The sequence below is a fragment of the Pseudomonas sp. GR 6-02 genome (assembly GCF_001655615.1).
Taxonomy (GTDB): Bacteria; Pseudomonadota; Gammaproteobacteria; order Pseudomonadales; family Pseudomonadaceae; genus Aquipseudomonas.
The window spans coordinates 2593807-2616592 of sequence record NZ_CP011567.1 but is presented as its reverse complement, the minus strand read 5'-3'; the positions used below and the strand labels follow the sequence as shown (position 1 = coordinate 2616592).

18 protein-coding genes are annotated in these 22786 nt (G+C 60.9%); 12 read left to right on the top strand and 6 right to left on the bottom strand.

The window, feature by feature from the left end; all coding sequences use genetic code 11:
• Positions 1–43: 43 nt before the first annotated feature.
• Genes PGR6_RS11670 through PGR6_RS11655 form a run of 4 tightly spaced genes read right to left on the bottom strand, consistent with a single transcriptional unit; the run spans position 44 to position 3642 of the window.
• Positions 44–856 (bottom strand): energy transducer TonB, encoded by an 813-nt coding sequence (locus PGR6_RS11670; RefSeq protein WP_064617192.1) that lies wholly within the window; start codon positions 854–856, stop codon positions 44–46.
• 36 nt (positions 857–892) lie between these two features.
• The gene (locus tag PGR6_RS11665; protein WP_019578563.1) at positions 893–1918 is read right to left on the bottom strand and encodes an ABC transporter substrate-binding protein; all 1026 of its coding nucleotides are present in this window, start codon (positions 1916–1918) and stop codon (positions 893–895) included.
• A 25-nt stretch (positions 1919–1943) separates the two neighbouring features.
• On the bottom strand, positions 1944–2756 hold the full coding sequence (locus PGR6_RS11660; RefSeq protein WP_019578562.1) for an ABC transporter ATP-binding protein: 813 nt from the start codon (positions 2754–2756) through the stop codon (positions 1944–1946).
• Between the two features lies 1 nt (position 2757).
• Positions 2758–3642, bottom strand: a complete 885-nt coding sequence (locus PGR6_RS11655) for an ABC transporter permease (protein ID WP_064617190.1) — start codon at positions 3640–3642, stop codon at positions 2758–2760.
• A 382-nt stretch (positions 3643–4024) separates the two neighbouring features.
• On the opposite strand from PGR6_RS11655, the gene PGR6_RS11650 reads away from it, so the two are divergent.
• Complete coding sequence (locus tag PGR6_RS11650) at positions 4025–5113, top strand: LLM class flavin-dependent oxidoreductase (protein ID WP_064617188.1); 1089 nt, start codon at positions 4025–4027, stop codon at positions 5111–5113.
• 72 nt (positions 5114–5185) lie between these two features.
• Here the strand turns inward: PGR6_RS11650 and PGR6_RS11645 are convergent, their stop codons facing one another.
• Positions 5186–5980 (bottom strand): class II aldolase/adducin family protein, encoded by a 795-nt coding sequence (locus PGR6_RS11645; RefSeq protein ID WP_019578559.1) that lies wholly within the window; start codon positions 5978–5980, stop codon positions 5186–5188.
• A 337-nt stretch (positions 5981–6317) separates the two neighbouring features.
• Positions 6318–7223: a LysR family transcriptional regulator gene (locus tag PGR6_RS11640; protein ID WP_019578558.1), complete on the bottom strand. Its 906-nt coding sequence runs from the start codon at positions 7221–7223 to the stop codon at positions 6318–6320.
• Between the two features lie 220 nt (positions 7224–7443).
• Here PGR6_RS11640 and PGR6_RS11635 point away from each other — a divergent pair, with 220 nt between their 5' ends.
• The 11 genes from PGR6_RS11635 to PGR6_RS11585 all read left to right on the top strand — a co-directional run bounded on the left by PGR6_RS11635 (position 7444) and on the right by PGR6_RS11585 (position 22710).
• Positions 7444–8052: a cysteine dioxygenase gene (locus tag PGR6_RS11635; protein ID WP_064617186.1), complete on the top strand. Its 609-nt coding sequence runs from the start codon at positions 7444–7446 to the stop codon at positions 8050–8052.
• Positions 8049–9632: a rhodanese-related sulfurtransferase gene (locus tag PGR6_RS11630; RefSeq protein ID WP_064617184.1), complete on the top strand. Its 1584-nt coding sequence runs from the start codon at positions 8049–8051 to the stop codon at positions 9630–9632. Before PGR6_RS11635 ends, PGR6_RS11630 begins: the two co-directional genes overlap by 4 nt.
• An 84-nt stretch (positions 9633–9716) precedes the next feature.
• Positions 9717–10685 carry an ABC transporter substrate-binding protein gene (locus PGR6_RS11625; protein WP_064617182.1) on the top strand — a complete coding sequence of 323 codons (969 nt, stop codon included), beginning with the start codon at positions 9717–9719 and terminating at the stop codon, positions 10683–10685.
• Between the two features lie 28 nt (positions 10686–10713).
• Entirely contained in the window at positions 10714–12084 is a 1371-nt protein-coding gene (locus PGR6_RS11620; RefSeq protein ID WP_064617180.1) for an LLM class flavin-dependent oxidoreductase, read from the top strand.
• Between the two features lie 13 nt (positions 12085–12097).
• Complete coding sequence (locus PGR6_RS11615; RefSeq protein WP_064617178.1) at positions 12098–13108, top strand: ABC transporter substrate-binding protein; 1011 nt, start codon at positions 12098–12100, stop codon at positions 13106–13108.
• A 229-nt stretch (positions 13109–13337) separates the two neighbouring features.
• Entirely contained in the window at positions 13338–14525 is a 1188-nt protein-coding gene (locus PGR6_RS11610; RefSeq protein WP_064617176.1) for an acyl-CoA dehydrogenase family protein, read from the top strand.
• Positions 14522–15481 carry a D-isomer specific 2-hydroxyacid dehydrogenase family protein gene (locus PGR6_RS11605; protein WP_064617174.1) on the top strand — a complete coding sequence of 320 codons (960 nt, stop codon included), beginning with the start codon at positions 14522–14524 and terminating at the stop codon, positions 15479–15481. The genes PGR6_RS11610 and PGR6_RS11605 overlap by 4 nt, the downstream gene beginning before the upstream one ends.
• 420 nt (positions 15482–15901) lie before the next feature.
• A complete protein-coding gene (locus tag PGR6_RS11600; RefSeq protein WP_064617172.1) occupies positions 15902–18034 on the top strand; it encodes a TonB-dependent receptor in 2133 nt (710 codons plus the stop codon).
• Between the two features lie 52 nt (positions 18035–18086).
• Entirely contained in the window at positions 18087–19661 is a 1575-nt protein-coding gene (locus PGR6_RS11595) for a flavin monoamine oxidase family protein (protein WP_019649118.1), read from the top strand.
• A gap of 24 nt (positions 19662–19685) precedes the next feature.
• Positions 19686–20183, top strand: coding sequence for a RidA family protein (locus PGR6_RS11590; protein WP_064617170.1), 498 nt, complete (start codon positions 19686–19688; stop codon positions 20181–20183).
• Between the two features lie 37 nt (positions 20184–20220).
• Positions 20221–22710: a TonB-dependent receptor plug domain-containing protein gene (locus tag PGR6_RS11585; protein WP_064617167.1), complete on the top strand. Its 2490-nt coding sequence runs from the start codon at positions 20221–20223 to the stop codon at positions 22708–22710.
• Positions 22711–22786: the final 76 nt, after the last annotated feature.

The following is a 22786-nucleotide window of genomic DNA, read 5'->3' as shown; positions in this document are numbered from 1 at the left end:
CGCCTTTTGTCAGGTGGCCCGCAGCGTATTTCGATAGGTTGAGTTACTTGATTTTGAAGTCGATGGGCACGCTGACCCAGCCATCCTGAGCGACATCACCCTGCTTGGCCGGGACGAAACTCCAGCGCTTGACCGCGGCCAGTGCCGCGTCGTCGAGTTGATCGCGGCCACTGCTTTTCTGGATCTGGATTTCGCCGGGTTTGCCGCTGGCCAACACATGCACCCGTAACAACACCGTGCCTTCCCAGCCGCGACGCATCGCCAGCGACGGGTATTCCGGTGCCGGGTTCTTCAAGTAACCGGCGCTGGCCGACGCCGGGGTCACCGGTTTCGGTGGCGGCGGTGCGGGTGGCGCTAGTGCGGCGACCGGTTGTGGCGGCGCAGGCGGCGCAGGCGGCTGCTCGACCGGTTTGGCCACGGGTTTGGGCACTGGCTTAACCACAGGTTTCGGTTTTGGAATCGGTTTAGGAGGCGGTGGCTTCACGGCCAATTCGTCCTCCACCGGCGGTGGCGGCTCGACCGCTGGCTGTGGAATCGGCTCGGGCGGAGGCGGTTGTACCACCGGAGGTGCTGCCTGCGAAAACTCGATGGTCATCGGCGGAATCTCAGGCGGCACCACCGGCAGTTGCGGCGGCGGGGTCTGGTTGACCCAGACAATCACCGCGCCATGCAACACCAACGCGAACACCCCCAGCAAGACAGCTTCGCGACGACTCAACACGTGCCTGGGCGTGCTGAGTTGCCGCGACAGCGCCAAGGGTTCCCGGAAGACCCGGCCAAGATCGAGCAGTTCACCGCCGGGTAGTGGGTGCCGGAACACCTCTAGGGCACTGGCGGCATTCTGGACATTGCCCATTGATAGACTCCTGTAAATCTTCAGGTAGAACCCGGACTACCGCGACGGTTCCGATTGCGTGACTGTCAGTGGCGCAGCGGAAAACACTGCCGTATCGGTGAGTTTTTCCACATCAACACGATGGGGAAAGATCTTCTTTTCCACGAACAAGTCATCGACTTGCTGCAAGGCCTGCACATCCCGCGGTTCAACCGGCAACAGCGACTCATCGCCCCAGCTGCGCAGCGTCTGCGAGACTTCAAGGGGAATGTCGTTGACCTTGGCGAAGACCCGAGCGTACTCGTCGGGATTGCGCTGCGCCCATTCGAACGCCTTGGCGAAGCGCCGCAATACATCACTCAGTGCCTTGCGTTTGAGCGGGTCGGTCAGCACTTCATCGGAGGCGGTGATAAACGTCAGCCCGGTGTTGATGCCTTCGCCACTGATCAGCACCCGAGCGCCCTTCTGCTCGGCGAATGCCTGATACACCCCGAACGTAGCCCAGGCTTCGATTTTCCCGGCGTTGAACGCCGGCAAGGCGTCGGTCGGCAAGACGAAGCCGACGTTGACGTCTTTCTCATCGACCCCGGCATTGGCCAGCGCGCGAATCAGCAGGTACTGGGAAATGCTGCCTCGGGCCGACGACACCACCACGTTGCGACCTTTCAAATCCGCAACGCTGCGAATCGTTGAATCCGGTGGAACCAGAATCGCGATCCCTCTCGATTGACTGCGCCGTACCGCGACAATCCGCAACGGCGTGCCGCCAGTCGCCGCCGCGAGCACCGGGGTATCACCGGCCGGCCCCAGATCGACAGCGCCGGCGCGCAGGGCTTCGAACAGCGGCGCGGCGCCCTGGAAGTTGGCCCACTGCACCTTGTAGTCGATGCCCTCCAGCGCATTCGCCGCCTCGACCACCGTGCGCAAACCCTTGGCCTGATCGCCCAGCACCAGCGTCACGCCGGACAAATCTGACTGGGCCGCCGATGAGGACTTTGTCTCGACGGTCTCACCGCAACCGCCGAGCAACAGCGCGGCGCCAGACAACAGCACAGCCGTGGTTTTCCAGATGCGTCCTGGCATGGCAAAAAATTCCTTTATCAAAAAATCAGCCATGAGCAAAACGCCGGACGTTGCCAGTCGACACTGCTGGTACAGCGCCGGCCGCTTGAATCGCTGGCTCGTTCGCTTCAACCCCCAACAGGCTCAACAAACGCGCGCGGATTTGCTGAAAGCCTTCCTGACCAGTATCCCGGGCCCGCGGCAGGTCTATGGTCAATTGCTCGGCGATCTTGCCGTTGGCCAGCACGATGACCCGATCGGCCAGCAGGATCGCTTCATCCACGTCGTGGGTCACCAGCAGCACGGCCGGCGTGTGTTTGCGCCATAGCTCGATGATCAGCCGATGCATGCGAATCCGGGTCAAGGCATCGAGTGCAGCGAACGGTTCATCGAGCAGCAACAGCTTCGGTTCACGCACCAGACCACGAGCCAGTGCCACTCGCTGTGCTTCGCCGCCGGAGAGCGTCGCCGGGTAGGCTTCCAGGCGATGGGCCAGGCCCACTTCGGTCAGCGCCTGCACCGCCCGCGCCTTGGCGTCGGGAATGTGCAGGCCGAGAATCACGTTCTTCCAGGCACGCTTCCAGGGCATCAGCCGGGGCTCCTGAAATACCGCCGCCCGTGCCTTGGGTACCCGCAACTGGCCGCTGTCGATGCTGTCGAGCCCGGCCAGGCTGCGCAGCAAAGTGGTCTTGCCCGAACCGCTGGCCCCCAACAGCGCGACGAATTCACCGGGTGCGATGTCCAGGTCCAGGCCGTCGATGACCCGCTGTTGACCAAACTGGCGCACCACATTGCGCAGTTGTACGGGCGCTGCTGAATGGGCGGTTTTAGACGCGTCCAAAAGATCGATGCTCGACATATCAGTTCCTCACAAATGATGGGCGCCAGGCCAGGGCAAAACGCTCCAGCGTACGAATCAGTCCGTCGATCAACAGGCCGAGGACGCTGTAAATCAGCAGGCAGATCACGATCACATCGGTGCGCATGAAGTCCCGCGCATCACTGGCCAGATAGCCAATGCCGGCGGTGGTATTGATTTGCTCGACAAACACCAGGGCCAGCCAGGAAATTCCCAGGGAGTAACGCAGGCCGACGAAGAATGAGGGCAAGGAGCCCGGCAGAATCACATGCCAGATCAACTCGCGACGATTCAGGCCCAGAGTGTTGGCCGCCTCGATCAGTTTGGGATCGATGTTGCGAATGCCGGCGAACAGGTTCAGGTACACCGGAAAGGTGGTGCCGGTCACGATCAGGGCAATCTTGGTGAACTCGCCGATACCGAACCAGAGAATGAACAGCGGCACCAGCGCCAGCGAAGGGATGGTGCGCAGCATCTGCATCGGCGAATCGAGGATCACTTCGCCGCGCTTCGACAGGCCGGTAATCAGCGCCGCGACGACACCGACGCTCACGCCGATGCTCAACCCCACGAGCGCCCGTTGCAGGGATACCAGCAGATGCTTGCCCAGCTCCCCGGAAGTGATCATGGCCCAGAGCGTGCCGCCAATCTGCGACGGCGCGGCGATCACCCGTTGCGGAATCAGTCCCCACTGCGACGCCAGTTCCCACAACAGCAGCAGCGCAATCGGGCTGATCAATCGCAGTAATGCCTCAGGTGTTCGCCAGTTGCGCAACCCGTCGGGGAGCAACCTTGAAGCCCCCCGGCTATCACCCGTGAGGTGAGCGGCCTTATTGACGGAAAACGAGCTACTGGCGCTCGGCGTATCGAAAGTCTTTTCAGTCATCAGGCTTCCTTCCTCATAAAGAACATGGCTGGAGGCGCCATGCGTCTGCTTCGGATTCATGCTATTCGCATAAAAAACCGCAGTGAAATTCTTTTTGGGAATAACCTAATATGATTAAAAATCAGATCACCGTTCAGTCAGATAAATTATTTGCATAGTAAACCGGCTCAGCCCGGGTCCTTTGCAGGGTGCGCCACTGACTCAGAATAGAATGCGTATCTCTGATACATCAAACAACAAGTGATTAATTAATCTAATAATAAACTTAGAACAAAACGGCATTTCACAGCCCTGCCCTGCTACGCCTACTTTCCATACCACAGACCGACCCCTTGCCCGGTGGAGGCTTTAATCGCGCCCGTTCAACGACAAGGAACTCATTATGAGTATTGAATTCATCGGTTACATCGGCGGCCATCATTCTTCAGAAATCCACCCTCGCAGTGGCCCCACCCTGCAACCGGAGTACGTGGAGAAAGTCGCCCGCGCCCATGACGACGCCGGTTTCGACCGCGCCCTGGTGGCCTTCCACTCCAACAGCCCGGACAGCACGCTGATTGCCTCGCATGCCGCCAGCGTGACCAGGAATCTGAAATTCCTGATCGCCCATCGACCGGGTTTCGCCGCGCCGACCCTCGCCGCGCGACAGTTCAACACCCTCGACGTGTTGAATGGCGGACGCACCGCGGTGCACATCATCACTGGCGGCGACGACCGCGAACTGCGGGCCGACGGCAGTTACATCGGCAAGGACGAACGCTATGCGCGCACCGATGAATACCTCGATGTACTGCGCCAGGAATGGACCAGTGAAAAGCCCTTCGACTATCAGGGCACGTACTACCAGGTCGAAGGCGCGCATTCGGCGGTGAAGTCGCCGCAACAGCCGCATATTCCGCTGTACTTCGGCGGCTCATCGGCGGCGGCCATCGCGGTGGCGGGCAAACATGCGGATGTTTATGCGCTGTGGGGTGAAACCTACGAACAGGTGCGCGAAGTGGTGAACCAGGTGCGTGCCGAAGCGGCCAAACACGGGCGTAGCATCCGCTTCAGCCTGTCGCTGCGACCGATTCTGGCGGACACCGAAGCGCAAGCCTGGGAGCGTGCCGAACGCATCCTGCAACAGGCTACCGCCCTCGCCGAGCAGAACGGTTTTGTCCGCCGCGAACCACCGAACGAAGGCTCCCGGCGCCTGCTCGCGGCAGCGGCCCAGGGCTCGCGGCTGGACAAGCGATTGTGGACCGGCATCGCCGGCCTGCTCGGCGCGCAAGGTAATTCGACGTCGCTGGTCGGCACTGCGGAACAGGTCGCCGAAGCCCTGCTCGACTATTACGACCTGGGCATCACCACCTTCCTGATTCGCGGCTTCGACCCGCTCGACGATGCCATCGACTACGGCAAGCGGCTGATCCCACTGACCCGCCAATTGGTGGCCGAGCGTGAACGGCAAGCAGCGGAAAAAGTGGCTTGACCACCCCGATTCTGCGAAACAAAAAAGGGGCTTACCTTGCGGTAGGCCCCTCTCCTTTGAAGTGGATTCGTATCACTCTTTATAAGCCGTATCGCTGCGCTCCAACTGCCGAATCAGCGCATTCCAGTGCCGGGCAACACCCGGCCCGTCACCACTTTTGAACACCTCGGCCTGTTTCTCGACCTTGGCCACCACTTCGGCCGGCGGGAAGATCAGTTCGGCGTTGCCACCCGCCTGTGCCGCGATCTGAATAGTGCAGGCCCGCTCCAACACATGCAGTTGCTGGAACGCATGCTCGACGCTGATGCCCGCCGTCAACAACCCATGATTGCGCAGGATCAACACGCTCTTGTCACCCAGATCCGCCACCAGCCGTTCGCGCTCGTCCAGGTCCAGCGCAATGCCTTCATAACCGTGATAAGCCACCCGCCCGGAAAAACCAATGGAATGCTGAGAGATCGGCAGCAGGCCATCGCGCTGGGCGGACACGGCGATGCCGTCGCGGGTGTGGGTATGCAGAACCGCTTGCAGGTCTGGACGCGCACCGTGAATGGCGCTGTGGATCACATAACCGGCGTAGTTGATACCGAGCCCGGTCGGGTCGTCGACGAGGGTGCCATCGATGTCGACCTTGACCAGGTTGGAGGCGGTGATTTCATCGAACAACAAGCCGAAGGCGTTGATCAGGAAATGCTCGTCGGGGCCCGGCACCCTTGCGGAGAAGTGCGTGTAGATGTGATCAGTCCACTTGAACAAGGCCGCCAGCCGATAGGCCGCGGCCAGTTTCACACGCACCTCCCACTCTTCGGGGCTGACGCGCTGGCGAACATTTTTCGAGACACTGGATAACGGGCTGACGCTGCTCATGGCAAAACTTCCTGGATGGCCTTAAGGATCTCCAGCAAGCCTAGGGGAAGGCAAAAAATAATAAAAAGCACATTTTAATCTAAGCTAATTATTATTTTTTTTTATTATAAATCCCCCCTCTCACGCTAATGCCGTTCACTTCAGCAATTTCAGCCGCGACGCATTCTTTGTAGCAGCTGTCGAGGCTGCGTTCGGCTGCGGAGCAGCCGTCAAACCAGTGATTGCGGTGTGTCAGGCAGACCGCACTAGCCGAATTCACGACTGCTGCGCAGCCGAACGCAGGCTTCGCCAGCTGCTACAGATCACATTACGGCTTTAGTAAACAGCATTACGCCCCTCACGCCGCACTCTTGATCTTCTGCAGCGACCCGGCAACCAGTTTGCCAAAGGCGTCGACCGGCCCTTGCAGGTTGCCGAGAAAATGCGGATAGATCAGCCACAGGTCCATCAGCGGCTTGAAGTCCTTGAGCGGCATCACCGCCAATTGCTCGCGGTGGGCACTGCGCTCCAGCAATGGACGCGGCACCAGCCCAAGGCCCAGGCCATCGGCGACCAGGCCCAGCTGCAACTCGGTACCGAACGTTTCCAGGTTCACCCGCAGGGCCAGGCCCTGGTCCGACAGGGTTCGTTGCAGCCCGGCACGGAAGCCGCAACCATCAGGGTTGAGAATCCAGCCGCTCTGGTAAACGTCGGCGAGTTTGCACGGACGCTTGGGCAATTGCGCCTGGGCGCACACCACCACCAGTTCCATCTTGCCGATCGACTCACCGACAATGTTGTCGGGGAAAATCTTCCCGGCCGGGAACAGCGCAGCCGCCGCGTCCAGTTCACCGCGTTCGATTTTGCCGACCAATTGACTGCCCCACCCCGTGGCCACCTGGGCGCGCAATTCGGGGTATTCGATTCGCAGGTGCTTGAGTGCATCGAGCAGCACCACATCGCCGATGGTTTGCGGAACGCCCAGGCGCAACAGCCCGGTGGGCGGCGCGTCGGTGGCGACCAGTTCGCGCAAGGCATCCATTTCCCGCAGGATCAAACGGCACTGCTCGTACACCCGCGTGCCGATCAGCGTGGGCTTGAGCGGCTTGGTGTTGCGGTCGAACAACTCCACGCCCAACGCCTGCTCAAAGTTCTGCACACGCCGTGTGATGGCGGGTTGAGTCAGTTGCAGCGACTCGGCGGCATGGCTGATGGACTGGCAACGGATCACTTCGACAAAGGCGTCGATATCATCAATTTTCATTTGGCCCGCACATAGAGAACAGTCAATAAGATGTCTGAAAAGCATAGTTCTATTGGTGATATCTGGATAGCCCGGCGCGCCTATCGATAACGTCTAACGCTATGCACAAGGGTTCTAAATTCCTTTTAGCTATAATCTAATCATTAAAAAATAGCATATTAAGCAAAATCATTATGCTTAAATCATGACATCACTTTTCAACACGGACGATGGAATCACCATGACCCAAGCCCGACACCCAGAGAGACTCAGAGCATTCATAGGTGCCCTGGCGGAACTGATCGACAGCAACCCCCGCGAAGGCGATTTACTGCACCGTGGCGGCAAACTGCTCGCCCAACTGGTCAGCCATGACGACTGGTTGCCTGAAGACTTTGCCCGACCAGACCCGGAGCGCTATCAGCAATACCTGCTGCATGCCGACTCACGGCAGCGTTTCAGTGTCGTCAGTTTTGTCTGGGGGCCGGGGCAAAACACGCCGATCCATGACCATCGGGTGTGGGGGCTGATCGGCATGTTGCGCGGCGCGGAGTATTCGCAAGGGTTCGAACGACACGCCGACGGCACACTGGTGGCCGAGGGCAACCGGGTTCATCTGCTCCCCGGCCAGGTCGAAGCCGTATCGCCCCGGATCGGCGACATTCATCAAGTCAGCAACGCCTACAACGATCAGGTCTCCATCAGCATCCATGTCTATGGCGCCAACATCGGCGCCGTGCGCCGCGCGGTGTACCAGCCCGATGGCAGCGAGAAACTGTTCATCTCCGGTTATTCCAACACCCTCCTCCCCAATATCTGGGATGTGTCCAAAGAGAGCCAAGCCTTATGAGCACTGCACTCACCCGCTCCTACGCCGAGATCCGCCAGGCACTGTTGAACCGTGAAGAACTGGCGTTAGTGGATGTGCGCGAAGAAGCGCCCTTCGCCGAAGCGCACCCACTGTTTGCGGCCAATATTCCGCTGTCAAAGCTCGAACTTGAAGTGTTCTCGAGGATTCCCCGGCGCGATACGCCGGTGACGGTCTACGACAACGGCGAAGGCCTGGCGAGCATCGCCGTGCAGCGCTTGCAGGGCCTGGGCTATATCAATGTCAGCCTGCTCAAAGGGGGCCTGGAAGGTTGGCGCATCAATGGCGGCGAGTTGTTCATCGACGTCAATGTGCCGAGCAAAGCCTTTGGCGAACTGGTGGAAAGCCAACGTCATACACCGTCTTTGGCGGCGGAAGAAGTTCAAGCGTTGCTCGACAGCGAGGCCGACGTGGTGGTGCTCGACGCCCGGCGTTTTGATGAATACCAGACCATGAGCATTCCCACCGGCATCAGCGTACCGGGAGCGGAGTTAGTGCTGCGTGCCCGGGAGTTGGCGCCGGATCCGGCGACCCGCATTATCGTCAACTGCGCCGGGCGCACCCGCAGCATTATCGGCACGCAGTCGTTGATCAACGCCGGCATCGCCAACCCGGTTTCAGCCTTGCGCAACGGCACCATCGGCTGGACCCTCGCCGGTCAAACCCTGGAACACGGCCAGTCACGCCGATTCGCGCCGACCAGCGAAGAGCATCGGCACGTCGCCGCCCGCGATGCCCGTCGCGTCGCCGACAAAGCGCTGGTGGGCCGTGCCACCCTGGCCGACCTGCAACGCTGGCAACAGGAACCGAGCCGCAGCACTTACCTGTTCGACGTACGCACCCCGGAAGAATTCGAGGCCGGTCACCTGCCCGCTTCCCGCTCCACGCCCGGCGGCCAACTGGTGCAGGAAACCGACCACTTCGCCAGTGTGCGCGGCGCGCGCCTGGTGCTGGTCGACGATGATGGCGTGCGCGCCAACATGTCGGCCTCATGGCTCGCACAATTGGGTTGGGAGGTGCATGTGCTGGATGACTTGCAGCCTGCGCACTTCAGTGAAAAAGGTGCGTGGAAGGCGCCGGTTCCCACGCCGCCGCAGGTAGAGGAAATCAGCGCTGAAACCCTGTCTCAATGGCTGGCCGAGGGTGACAGCGTGGTGCTGGATTTCACCAGCAGCGCCAACTACGTGAAACGCCATATCCCCGGCGCGTGGTGGGCATTGCGCGGGCAATTGCGTGAAGCCCTGGCCAAGGTACCGCCGGCGCAGCGGTATGTACTGACCTGCGGCAGCAGCCAGTTGGCGCGGCTGGCGGTCGCCGAGGTCGAGGCATTGACCGGCAAAACGGTGTTTCTGCTGCGCGACGGCACCGCCAGCTGGATCGCTGCGCAACTGCCGCTGGAGCACGGCGAAACTCATCTGGCTTCGCCGCGCATCGACCGCTATCGCCGCCCTTACGAGGGCACCGACAACCCGCATGAAGCGATGCAAGCGTATCTGGATTGGGAATTCGGCCTGGTAGAGCAGTTGGCCCGCGACGGCACCCATGGCTTTTTTGTGATCTGAACAACCTGACATTCAATTCGGACCGACCCCTTTCTCCAGGCGGAGGTGCCCTGAAACAGCAAGACCCGCCTGGAGCATGCCGTTATGAGCATCACCCTGCCTTTCAAATCGCTACTGCTGGCCGTTGCCCTCAGCCTCGGCACCACGGCGCAAGCCGCCGACCTGCAACCGCTGCGGGTGGCCAATCAGAAGTCCACGCTCAAGGTGCTGCTGGAGGTGTCCGGCGAGCTGAAGAATGTGCCCTACGAAATCCAGTTCTCCGAGTTTCCCGCCGCCGCGCCGTTGGGCGAGGCGCTGAATGCCGGCGCGGTGGACATCGGCGGCCTGGGCGATGCGCCCTACGTGTTTGCCCTCGGGGCCGGTGCGCCACTCAAAGTCGTCAGCATCGTGCATTTCGAGGGTCGCTATACCACGGCGATTCTCGCGCCCAAGGACTCACCGCTGAACGACGCCCACGACCTCAAGGGCAAGCGGATCGTCACTACCCGCGGCTCCATCGGTCACTTCCTGGCGATCAAGGCTTTGCGCGATGTCGGCCTGAGCACCCAGGATGTGCAGTTCATTTACCTGCTGCCCAGCGAATCGCGCATTCTGCTGGATAACGGCAGCGCCGACGCCTGGTCGACCTGGGACCCTTACACCACCATTGCCACCACGCAGAGCCAGGCCAAGGTGCTGGTCAGCGGCGACACCTTGCTGACCAATCACTTGTACCTGGCCGCCACCCGCCAGGCCATCACCGACAAGCGCCAGCAACTCGACGACTTCGTTGCCCGCATCGATCGTGCCTACCGCTGGACCAACGCCCATCCCGAAGAGTTTGCCGCCGCCCAGGCGCAAGTCACTGGCTTGCCGCTGGCGGTGCACCTGGCGGTGGCCAAAGCCACACACATAGCGCCGGTAGCGATTGACGACCAGGTCATCAGCGGTCTGCAAACCACCGCGGATATCTATCAGCAGGAAGGCATTCTCACCAAACACATCGATGTCTCCCAAGGCTTCGATAAAAGCTTCAACGCACCGCGTGCGCAACTTAACCAGGCATCGCGCTAACGATGCGACGGATTCAGGAGTAGAAACCATGAGCCAACAACGTCAACTGAAACTCGGTGCAATGGTCCATGGCGTCGGCCATGGCTGGGGCGAATGGCGCCACCCACTGGCTCTGGCCAACGCCAGTGTGAATTTCGGCTTCTATAAACAGCAAACGCAATTGGCCGAAGCGGCGAAGTTCGACTTCGTGTTCATCGCCGACAGCCTGCACATCCACGAGAAGTCCAGCCCGCATTACCTCAACCGCTTCGAACCGCTGACCATCCTCTCGGCCCTGGCCGCGACCACCCGGCACATCGGCTTGGTGGCGACCGTCACCGTCAGCTACACCGAACCGTTCCAGGTCGCCCGGCAGTTTGCATCCTTGGACCATATCAGCGGCGGTCGCGCGGGGTGGAACGTGGTGACGTCGTGGCTCAGCGGCACCGCCGACAACTTCGGCAAGGCCGAGCACCCGCCCCACGCCGTGCGCTACCGTATCGCCAAGGAGCACGTGTCGGTGGTCAAGGGTTTGTGGGACTCCTGGGAGGACGACGCCTTCGCCTACAACAAACAAAGCGGTGAGTTTTTCACCACCGGCAAGTTGCACGCCCTGGAACACAAGGGTGAATTCTTCTCTGTGAAAGGTCCGCTCAACATCGCCCGTTCGCAGCAAGGTCAGCCGGTGATTTTCCAGGCTGGTACTTCTGAGGACGGCCGTAACTTCGCCGCCGAAAATTCCGATGCGATTTTCGTCAGCCCCGAGGGCTTCGACGAAGCGCGCGCCTACTATCAGGACCTGAAACAACGCGCCAATAGCTTCGGCCGCGACGCACAAAAGCTGTCGATCCTGCCCGGCATTCGTCCGATCGTTGGCCGCGATGACGCGGAAGTTGAAAGCCGCTATCAACAGGCGGTGGAGCTGGTGAGCATCGAAGATGCCATTGTCGCGCTCGGCCGACCGTTCAATGACCATGACTTCAGCCAATACCCGTTGGACGCACCGTTCCCCGAACTGGGCGACCTGGGCTCCAACAGCCAGAGAGGCGGCTCGGACCGGATCAAGCAACTGGCCAAAGACGAAGGCCTGACCTTGCGCGAAGTGGCCCTGCGCTTCTCCCGGCCACGGCGCGATTTTGTCGGCACACCCGAACAGGTCGCCGATGCCATTCAGAAGTGGTTCGAGGAAGACGCCGCCGACGGCTTCATCATCAATTCGGTGTTGCCGGACGGCCTGCAGTATTTCACTGAACTCGTGGTGCCGGTGCTGCAAAAGCGCGGGCTGTTTCGCAGTGAGTACAGCGGCAACACCCTGCGCGACAACCTTGGCCTGCAAGTGCCCGTCAACCGTTACGCGCAGGCTGAAGAAAAACGCGCGGCAGTGAGCGGATCCTTCAACCCGCTGCTGGCGGCCATCTGACGAGGGCCTGACCATGACCAAACCGATCACACACGGACAGTTCAATCGGCGCGGCTTCCTGACGGCCAGCTCCATCGCCCTCGGCGCGTTGGGGTTGTCGTCGCTGGGACTCGCCTCACGCGTGTTCGCCCAAAGCACCAACCTTTCGGACCTGACCCTGGGGGTCGCCACCTACCGGGGCCAGGACTCGTACTTCGTCGAAGACGCGGGCACCGCCACGACGCCTTACAAAGTCGAATATTCGGAGTTCGCCGGCGGCAACCTGATCGTCGAAGCGCTGGCCTCGGGCAGCCTGGACCTCGGCAATATGAGTGAGATCCCACCGATCTTCTCGATCCAGAGCCATCGCCAGCCGCGATTGATCGCAGTGCTGCAAGGCGACGTGAACAATCAGGTGTTCCTGATTCCCAAGGACTCGAAGGTCGAGTCGGTCGGCCAGTTGCGCGGCAAGCGGGTCGGCTATGTGCGCTCCACCACCTCGCACTACTTTCTGATCAAGGCGCTGAAGGAACAGGGCCTGACCCTGAACGACATCACGGCGGTGGCGCTCACCCCGCAGGACGGTTTCACCGCGTTTCAGAGTGGCCAGCTCGATGCCTGGGTGATCTACGGCGTGTTCATTCAGCTGGCGAAATTCCGTAGTGGCGCCCGCGTTTTGAAAACCGCCCTGGGTTACCTGTCCGGCAACTACTTGATCGCCGCCCGGCCCGCCGCGCTGGAAGACCCGCTGCGCAAGCAGGCGATCCAGGATTACCTGCAACGACAGGCGCGCACGCTGGAATGGATCAACAACAACCCCGAACCCTGGGCAACCAAATCGGCGCAACTGCTGGGCGTCGACAAAGCGGTGTTTCTCGACATGCACAACAGCCGTAGCCAACCCTACAAAATCATCGAAGTGAACGACCAGGCCATCGCCTCACAACAGGAAGTCGCCGACCTGTTCTTCGATGCGGGCGTGCTGAGCGAACGGCTCGATGTGAGTCCGTTGTGGGACAAAAACTTCAAGCTGCTGCCGTTATGAACCCTGTGTTCACACACCACTCCATTGTGACAACACCTGTGGCGAGGGGGCTTGCCCCCGTTCGGCTGCGCAGCAGTCGTAAAACCAGGCGACTCGGTAAGGTGGGAAATCGAAACGGGGCCGCTTCGCGCCCCAACGGGGCGATGCGGCGTTCCGACAAGCCCCCTCGCCACAGTGATCATCGGAACAACTATCGACTTCTCACCTTTTTTTGATTGAGTGAATTCCTATGAGTCTTTCTTCTCAACACGCTCCGCCACTGCGATCGGTGGAAGCGGCCAACTTCGAAGCATTGCTGGAAAGCATCGGCCAACAACTCGGTGCCACTGCCCACGTTTATGACGAGAGCGGCGCCTTCCCCCATGACAATTTCAAGCTGCTGCATGAGCACGGGCTGGTCGCCCTGACCGTACCCAAAGCCCTCGGCGGTGGCGGCGCGAATCTGGCCCAGGCACGCAACGCAATCAGCGCAATTGCCAAAGGTGAGCCGTCGACAGCGTTGATCCTGGTGATGCAGTACATCCAGCACGCGCACTTGCAGGACAGTAAGAACTGGCCCGAAGCGCTGCGCCTGCAAGTGGCGCAAGACGCGGTCCAACAAGGCGCATTGATCAACGCCCTGCGGGTCGAGCCCGATCTCGGCACTCCAGCGCGTGGTGGCCTGCCTGCGACCATCGCCCGGCGCACCGCTGCCGGTTGGCGGATCAGCGGCAGAAAGATTTATTCCACCGGCAGCCATGGCCTGACCTGGTTCAGTGTCTGGGCACGCAGCAACGATGAAGACCCGCTGGTCGGCACCTGGCTGGTGCACAAGGACACCCCCGGCATCAGCATCATCGAAGACTGGGACCACTTGGGCATGCGCGCCACCTGCAGCCATGAAGTGGTGTTCGACAATGTGCTGGTGCCGCTGGACCACGCGGTTAGCGTCAGCCCTTGGAGCGCCCCGCAACCCGAGCTCGATGCCGATGGCTTCCTGTGGATGTCGGTGTTGCTGGCATCGGTCTATGACGGGGTCGCCCAGGCGGCTCGCGACTGGCTGGTGGGCTGGCTGGAAACACGCAAGCCGTCCAACCTCGGGGCGGCGCTCTCGACCCTGCCACGCTTTCAGGAAGCCGTCGGGCACATCGACACCCTGCTGTTCGCCAACCGCAGCCTGCTTGACGCTGCCGCGAACGGTCACACACCGGCCAGCAATGCTGCGCAGCTGAAATACCTGGTGACCGGCAACGCCATCCGCGCCGTCGAGCTGGCCATCGAGGCATCCGGCAATCCCGGTCTGTCACGCCACAATCCGCTGCAACGGCATTACCGCGACGTGCTGTGCAGCCGTGTTCACACCCCTCAAAATGACGCCGTTCTACAAGGCGTCGGTAAAGCGGTCTTCGCCCAGCGCCAACCAAAGGAGCGCCCATGAGCCAGCTCGTTATCGCTAGCCAACTGGATGAAGACTTCAACGAAGTGATCCGCCAGCGCCTTGAGCAAACACACCCGGGGGCCAAGGTCCTCAGCGTGCCGGTCGGAGTGCCCAGCGACCTGCCGGCGGATGTCAGCATCTTGCTGGCGCGGCCAATCAATGTGCGCGGCTATCTGGCACCGGACACGCCGCCACCGGGTTGGCCGTATGGCCTGCGGTGGATTCAGGTGGTGTCTTCAGGCATCGACTTCTATCCGCAATGGCTGTTCAACGGCCCGCCGGTGAGCACGTCGCGGGGCAGTGCCGCCGAGAACATCGCCGAATTCGCCCTGGCGGCGATCTTCGCCGCTGCCAAGCGTCTGCCGGAGATTTGGGTGCACGACTCGCAATGGAACTTCAGCGCGCTGACCCCGCTCAAGGGCAGCACCCTGGGGATTCTCGGCTTCGGCGCCATCGGCCGCAGCCTGGCGGGCAAGGCCCACGCATTGGGTATCCAGGTGCTGGCGTTGCGGCAGAGTCAGACGCCGCTCGAGGTCGAAGGCGTGCAGGCGGTGCGCGACATCCATGAACTGTTCGCCCGCTCCGACCATCTGGTGCTGGCCGCGCCGTTGACCGAGGCGACCCGGCATATCGTCGACCGCGCCGTGCTCGCCAGTGCCAAACCCGGCCTGCACCTGATCAACATCGCCCGTGGTGGCCTGCTGGATCACGGGGCGTTGCTTGAAGCACTGGACAGCGGAACGATCGGCCTGGCTTCGCTGGATGTCACCGAGCCTGAGCCACTGCCGGACGGACATCCGTTGTACATCCATCCACGGGTGCGCTTGTCACCCCATACCTCGGCGATTTCCACCAACAGTCGGCATGATATTGCTGACAGTTTCCTGGCCAATCTTGAGCGTTATCTCAACGGTTTGGCGTTGGAAAATCAGGCGAACGTACAACGCGGGTATTGAGTCCAGTCGATCTACCGTCATCGCGGGCAAGCCACGCTCCTACAGTTGGAATGCATTCCCCTGTAGGAGCGAGGCTTGCCCGCGAATGCGTTTTAACTACCCCACATAAACATCAGTTTTACGCATTTCAATACAACACTTAATACCTATTTTTTATAATTAACTTATAACTAATCGGACTTTTACAGCGCCTGTTTATACAAATACTGTTACAACCATCACCGACCCCTGACCAGGTGGAGGCCCACGGAACTGTACGTTTTTCCGGCCGACACCACCCCACGGTCAATCGCCACACCCAAACCTGAAAACCGGCTCAAGCCGCCCCACCGCCAAGGCCTGCGGCCCCTGGCCCGGGCAACGCTTTGCCGAAAAAAACATAACGACGCCAACGCAGCACTCACACACCCGGGGCTCACCATGCACAACATTTTCAGTACAAACCGTTTGCCGCTGGCCGTGTCGCTGGCGATTTTCGGGCTGTCGGCCCAGGCCGAAGAAGCCGGCAGGGAGGGAGCCCTGCCCGTGGTCACCGTGACCGCCGAACACCATACCGAGGACTTGCAAAAGACCCCGCTGGCGATTTCCGCGTTCGACGAAAAAGCCCTTGAAGACAAGCAGATCAAAAGCATCCGCGACCTCTCCGGGCAAGTGCCAAACCTGACCCTCAGCCGCCAGTCGATCTCCTACAGCGCCCAGACCTACGGGATACGCGGTATCGGCGAAACCGACCCGATCCAGGAGGCAGCCGTCGCGGTGTACGCCGATGACCTGTACATCCCGCGGGCGATTTCCTCGATGCTCGACTTCAACGACGTCGAGCGTGTGGAAGTGTTGCGTGGCCCGCAGGGCACGCTCTACGGGCGCAACAGCAGCGCCGGTGCGATCCGTGTGATCACCCGCGATCCGACCCAGGAAACCCGGGGTTTCTTCGAACTCGGCGCCGGCAACTACAACGCACAGAACGGTCGGTTCCTGATCAGCGGCCCGCTGGTGGACAACGCGCTGTTCGGCAGTTTTTCGGCGATTCGCCTGACCCGTGACGGCACCGTCTCCAACCCGACCCGTGGCGAGGATGTGAACAACGTCGACATCCAGTCCTACCGCGGCAAGCTACGCTTCAACCCCATTGATTCGCCATGGGATGTGCAACTGACCCTGGCCGGCACCTTCGACCGTGGCGACACCACTAGCTACACGCCGTTTGATGCCAACGGCCACTTCGACAAATTCAAGAGCTACAGCAGCCTCGACCCGAAGAACCGTCTCGACCAAGGCAGCTCGGTGCTGCGCGCTATCTACGCCATTGACGACCACCTGAACTTCAAATCAGTGACCGCTTATTCGGCGTTCAACCAGCCGGTGGACTACGACAACTCGGGCCAAGCGGCGCTGATCCAACAAAACCTGATCACCTACAGGCAGGACTACGCCACCCAGGAATTCCAGCTCAACGGCGACTACGACAAATTCAGCTTCAGCACCGGCCTGTACCTGTACCGCGAAAAGTTCGAAGCGGACCGCGACAACCTTACCTATTCCGTTGCACGCAACCGGGTCATCGGCCAGGGCCAATACAGCACGACCAACACTGAAAGCTACGCGTTGTACGGCCAGGGCAGTTACAAAATCACGCCGCAGCTGTCGCTGATCGCTGGCCTGCGCTTTACCCGCGAGCACAAAAACTTCGAGTACACCAACTACGCCATCAATACCAACCGGCAGATCACCGGGACCAACTTCACCGCAGAATCAAGCAAGTCGTGGCAGTCCACCAGCCCGAAACTCGGCTTCGAATACGCCTGGACGCCGCACCTGAATCAATACGCCTACGTCGCCAAAGGGTTCAAGGCCGGGGGCTACGACAACCGTGCGCCAACCCGGGCCGCGGCTGAGCAAGCGTTCTCGCCGGAAGACGTGACCACCTGGGAAACCGGCTTCAAGGGCGACTTTTTCGACCAACGCCTGCGGGCCAACGTCGCGCTGTTCTACAACGACTACAAAGACCTGCAAACCAATGCCTACGACCCGGCGCTGGGTGTCAGCCTGCGGACCAACGTTGGCCAGGCACACACCTACGGTGTCGAGCTGGAAACCCTGACGGCACTGACCAACGATCTGCAACTGACCGCCAACCTCGGCTACCTGGAAAGCCAGTACGACGACTTCGAAAATGCCAGCGGTGCCGGTGTTGATGCCAACGGCAAACAGTTGGTGTTCTCGCCGCGCTGGAACGCCAGCGTCGGCCTCAACTACACCATCCCGGCCGGATTGCCCGGCACCTGGCTGGCCGGCACCGATGCCCAGTTCCAGACCAAGTCCTACGCCAACGCGCTCAACGACGACGTCCAGGAAATCCCCCAGCAGACCTTCTGGAACGCCAACACCCGCTACATCTCCGGCGACGGTCACTGGACCACCACGCTGGCGGTGAAAAACCTGCTCGACCGCGCCTACCCGCAATCGGTCGGCTACGTGCCCTCCAGCGGTGCCCGCTTCTACTCCATCAACGACCCACGAACCCTCTTGTTGTCCGTGCGCTACGACCTTTAACCCCTAACGCGAACACCGGATTCCTTACCGCCTGAACGCAAGGAGCACCACGATGGCTTTTACCCGCAGAGAACTGATTTCCCGTATTGCCGCCGTCGGTGGCTATTCCGCCGCTGTCGGCGCCCTCGGCGCGCTGGGGCTCACACCTCAGGCCGTGGCGGCGAGCTTCAACCCGTTGCAACTGGGCAGCAGTGGCAAAGGCAAGCATGTGGTGGTGGTCGGCGCCGGTATTTCCGGGTTGGTCAGTGCCTATGAACTGCGCAAGGCTGGCTTTACCGTGACCATACTCGAAGCCCGAGAGCGAGTGGGCGGACGCAACTGGACCCTGCGGCGTGGCACCAAAGTCGATTTCGACGACGGGGTCAGCCAGACCGTCGACTTCGATGACGGGCACTTTTTCAACGCCGGTCCCGCGCGCATTCCCAGCCATCACCAAACGATCCTCGGCTACTGCCGCGAGTTGGGCGTGGAGCTGCAAGTGCTGGTCAACAGCAGCCGCAACGCACTGGCCTTGCCGGACCCGAAACGACCGGCCTTCCAATTGCGCCAGGCGGTCAACGACACTCGCGGGCAACTATCGGAACTGCTGGCGAGAACCGTCAGCCGCAAAGCCCTGGACCAGGACTTGAGCGTCGACGACCGTCAGGCACTGTTGAACTTCCTCAAGGTCTATGGCGACCTCAACGCCGACTTCAAATACAAAGGTTCGGTGCGCTCGGGTTACACCCGTATCCCCGGTGCCGGCGATCAAACCGGCATCACCCGTGCACCGCTGGAGCTACAGACCCTGCTCAACCCCAAGCTCTGGGGTGCGTTGGTGTTCGATGAAATCCCGGAGTTTTCCTCGACCATGTTCCAACCGGTTGGCGGCATGGACCGGATTCCCTACGCGCTCTACGACAAGCTCAAGGATGCGGTGCGTTTCAACGCCGAAGTCAGCGATATTCAGACCTCCGAAAACGGTAGCCGCATCACCTACCGGAACCGCAAGACCGGCACAGACCAGACGCTGAGCGCCGATTACGCCATCGTCACTGTGCCCCTGCCGTTGCTGGCCAAACTACCGAGCAACTTCAGTGCCCCCTTCAAGCAAGCGATTCTCAGCGCACAAAGCGATCAGGCCAACAAAGTCGCCTGGCAGTCACCGCGCTTCTGGGAAACCGACTTCAACATCTACGGCGGATTGTCGTATCTGGACCATGAAGTCAAAGGTTTGTGGTACCCCAGTGATCGGCTGAACAGTGCCCAGGGCATTCTGGTCGCGGCCTACAACACCAGCGAATCGGCCCAGGCCTTCAGCAAAAAATCCCTCGCCGAACAGTTCGCCTCCTCGCGGCAAGCGGTCGAACTGCTGCACCCCGGACACAGCACCAAACTGCAAAAACCGGTGGCCATCAACTGGGCCAAGGTGCCCTTCAGCAAAGGCCCGTGGATCGTCAATGACGAGGTCGGCGAGAGCGCTTACCAGATACTCAACGAACCCCAGGGCCGCACGTATCTGGCCAGCGACGCCCTCGCCCATGGTGGCGTCGGCATCTGGCAGAACAGCGCCGCCGACTCGGCGCGACGCATCGTTTCCCTGATCGGCCGCCATGCCGAACGCCAGCAACCGGGCGTTGCTGCCTGACTTTTTCCAATAAAGGACTGACCGATGAAAACCATGACTTTGCTCACAGGACTCCTCATGACCGCGACCGCCCTCAGCAGCCACGCCGACGAGATCAAACGCGTCGCCCTGCCCAACTCGAACTTTCCGATTTCGCTGGCGGTGTCGGTGCCGGCGCAAACCGACCTGCTGTTCGTCAGTGGCCTGCTCGCCGACCTGCATGACCCAAAAGCAGCGAAGGATACCTTCGCCGCCTATGGCGACACCGCAACCCAGACCACCTCGATCCTCAACAAGCTCAAAGGCGTACTGCAAAGCCAAGGCCTGGACCTGGGTGATGTGGTGCAACTCCGGGTGTTCCTGGTGGGTGATCCGGCCAAGGGCGGCAAGCTCGATTTCGCCGGGTTGCAGGAAGGCTATACGCCGTTCTTCGGCAGCACCGCGCAACCGAACAAACCGACGCGCACCGCCGTGCAGGTGGTCGCCCTGCCGTTGCCGGGCGGGCTGGTCGAAATCGAAGCCGTCGCCGCGCGCAAGAAGTGACACGGCCATCATCCGACATTCACGGAGTTCCACGTTGATGCTCAACTGCCCAGCGCGCCGCACGGCGCCGACTTACCGTCCGTTATTACTGCCGCTGTCGATTGCCTGCGGCCTGGCTTCGTTCAACATCGAGGCTGCCGAAAGCGCCTCACCGACCCTCGACACCGTGGTCGTCACGGGTAACCGTGGCACTGTCGAACGCACCGTCACCACCAGCCCGACACCGATCGACGTGGTAACCGGAGAACAATTGCGTTCGGTGGGCAAACCGAGTTTGTTGGAGGCGCTGAGCAAATTCATCCCCTCCTTCAACCTGCCCGACCGTGCTGGTTGGGATGCCAGCGGCGTGGTTCGCTCGGCGACCCTGCGGGGACTGACCGCGTCCCATGTGTTGGTGCTGGTCAACGGCAAACGCCGGCATACCAGCGCCACGCTGAACATCAACGGCATCAACAGCGGCGCGGCGCCCAGCGATCTCGACCTGATCCCGGTGTCGTCCATCGATCACATCGAGGTGCTGCGCGATGGCGCGGCGGCACAGTACGGCTCGGATGCGATCTCCGGGGTGATCAACATCATCCTCAAGCAGACCACCGGCGGCAGTTCCGACACCACCCTCGGCCAAGGCTACGACGGTAAACGCGGAACCGCGCAGGAAGCGCTCAATTATGGTTTTCAGGTCGGCGAAGCCGGTGTGCTCAATGTCTCGCTCGACACTCGCTACCAGGAGCGCGACAACAAGGCCGGCAGCAATGGCTACAGTGCGCATTACTATCCGCAGGCCGACGGTTCGCCCGACCCGCGTGAGGCCGATGCCAGCCACCACACCTACAAAGGCTACGGCTTGCCCCGCAGTCAACTGGCCGATATCGCCTACAACCTCGACCTGCCGCTGAACGATACTGTCACCCTTTATTCGTTCTCGACCCTGGCCACCCGGGAGAACAATGACGGCCAGAACTTCCGCCTGCCCAATGGGCGCAACACCATCACCACCGGCCCCAATGGCTATCCCGACGGTTACAGTCCTTACTGGCTGATCAACGAAACCGACTTCCAGTCCGCCTTCGGTGCCAAGGGCGAGGATTTCGGCGGCTGGGCCTGGGACCTGAGCAGCACCTACGGGCGCAACTACGCCAAGCAACGCACCTACGACAACCAGAACCCGTCGCTGGGTGAAAACACCCCGAACAAGTTCACCTCCGGCATCTACATCGCCGACCAGTTGACCAGCAACCTGGACCTGAAAAACAGCTACGAAATCGGCCTGGCCAAGCCGCTGGATGTTGCCTTCGGCTTCGAGCATCGACGTGAAAGCTATGAGACCCGCGCCGGCTCCGAAGCCTCGTATATCGATGGCGGCTACGTGTTTCCCGCCGGCCATCCACGCGCCGGACAACGGCCGGATCCGGGCGCTCAGGTCACCAACGGCATCAGCCCTGATGACGCACAAAAAGTCAGCCGTAACAGCGTCGCCAGCTACGTCGACCTGGGTTTCTACCCTGTCGAACAGTGGTACCTCGGCGTCGCCGCGCGTTACGAGCATTACAACGAAGGCGTCGGTGGCACTCGCAGTGGCAAACTCAGTACCCGCTATGAGTTCAACCCGGTGTTCTCGGTGCGCGGCACCATCAGCAACGGCTTTCGCGCACCGTCGCTGGCCAACCAGATATTCACCGCGCGCTCGACCGGGTTCGACACCATCAATGGCGTCTACCAGTCTTACAACTACGTGATTCTGCCGGTGGATTCGGCCGGCGCCCAGGCCCTTGGGGCCGAGTCGTTGAAACCCGAACGTTCGACCAACTTCAGTCTCGGTTTCGCCCTGACTCCCAGCGAAGACCTGAGCCTGACCGTGGACGGCTACGTGATCAACCTGCGCGATCGCCTGGTGCTCAGCGAGCGTTTCCAGGGACCGGGCGTCGCGGCCCTGCTCGACAGCATCGGCGTACCCGCCACCGCCGGCGCGCAGTACTTCACCAACGGCGCCAACACCCGAACGTCCGGGGTCGATGTGGTCGGCAATTACCGGCAGAACCTGAACCAGTTCGGCTCGGTGAGATGGACCGCGGCGCTGAACTACAACCACACGCAAATTCTCAGCGTCAACGACACACCATCACAACTGACCGCCCTGGGCAGTAACTTCCAGTTGCTCGGACGCCAATCGCGAGCGCTGATTACCAAAACCTCCCCCAGCAGCAAGATGATCTTCTCCGCCGACTGGGCGATCAGCGACTTCGACGTCAATCTGCGGTTGACCCGTTATGGCACCTACACCGAGGTCAACAGCTCAAGCGATCCAAGCCTGGATCGCGAGTATTCGGCCAAATGGATCACCGACCTCGACGTGGCGTATGCGATCAACAAACAACTGACCGTGGCCGTCGGCGCACAGAACCTGTTCGACAAGTACCCCGACCATATCGGCGTAAGCAACTCTTCGTTCGGCGATAACTGGGGCAGCTATTCACCCTTCGGCTTCACTGGCGGTTACTACTACACCCGCCTGCAATACGCGTTCTGACTCCTCGGGCGCGCAGAGCAAGAGCAAAAGATCGCAGGGTATTTCGAAGTGCAGCCATTCATTCTGATCAATGCCG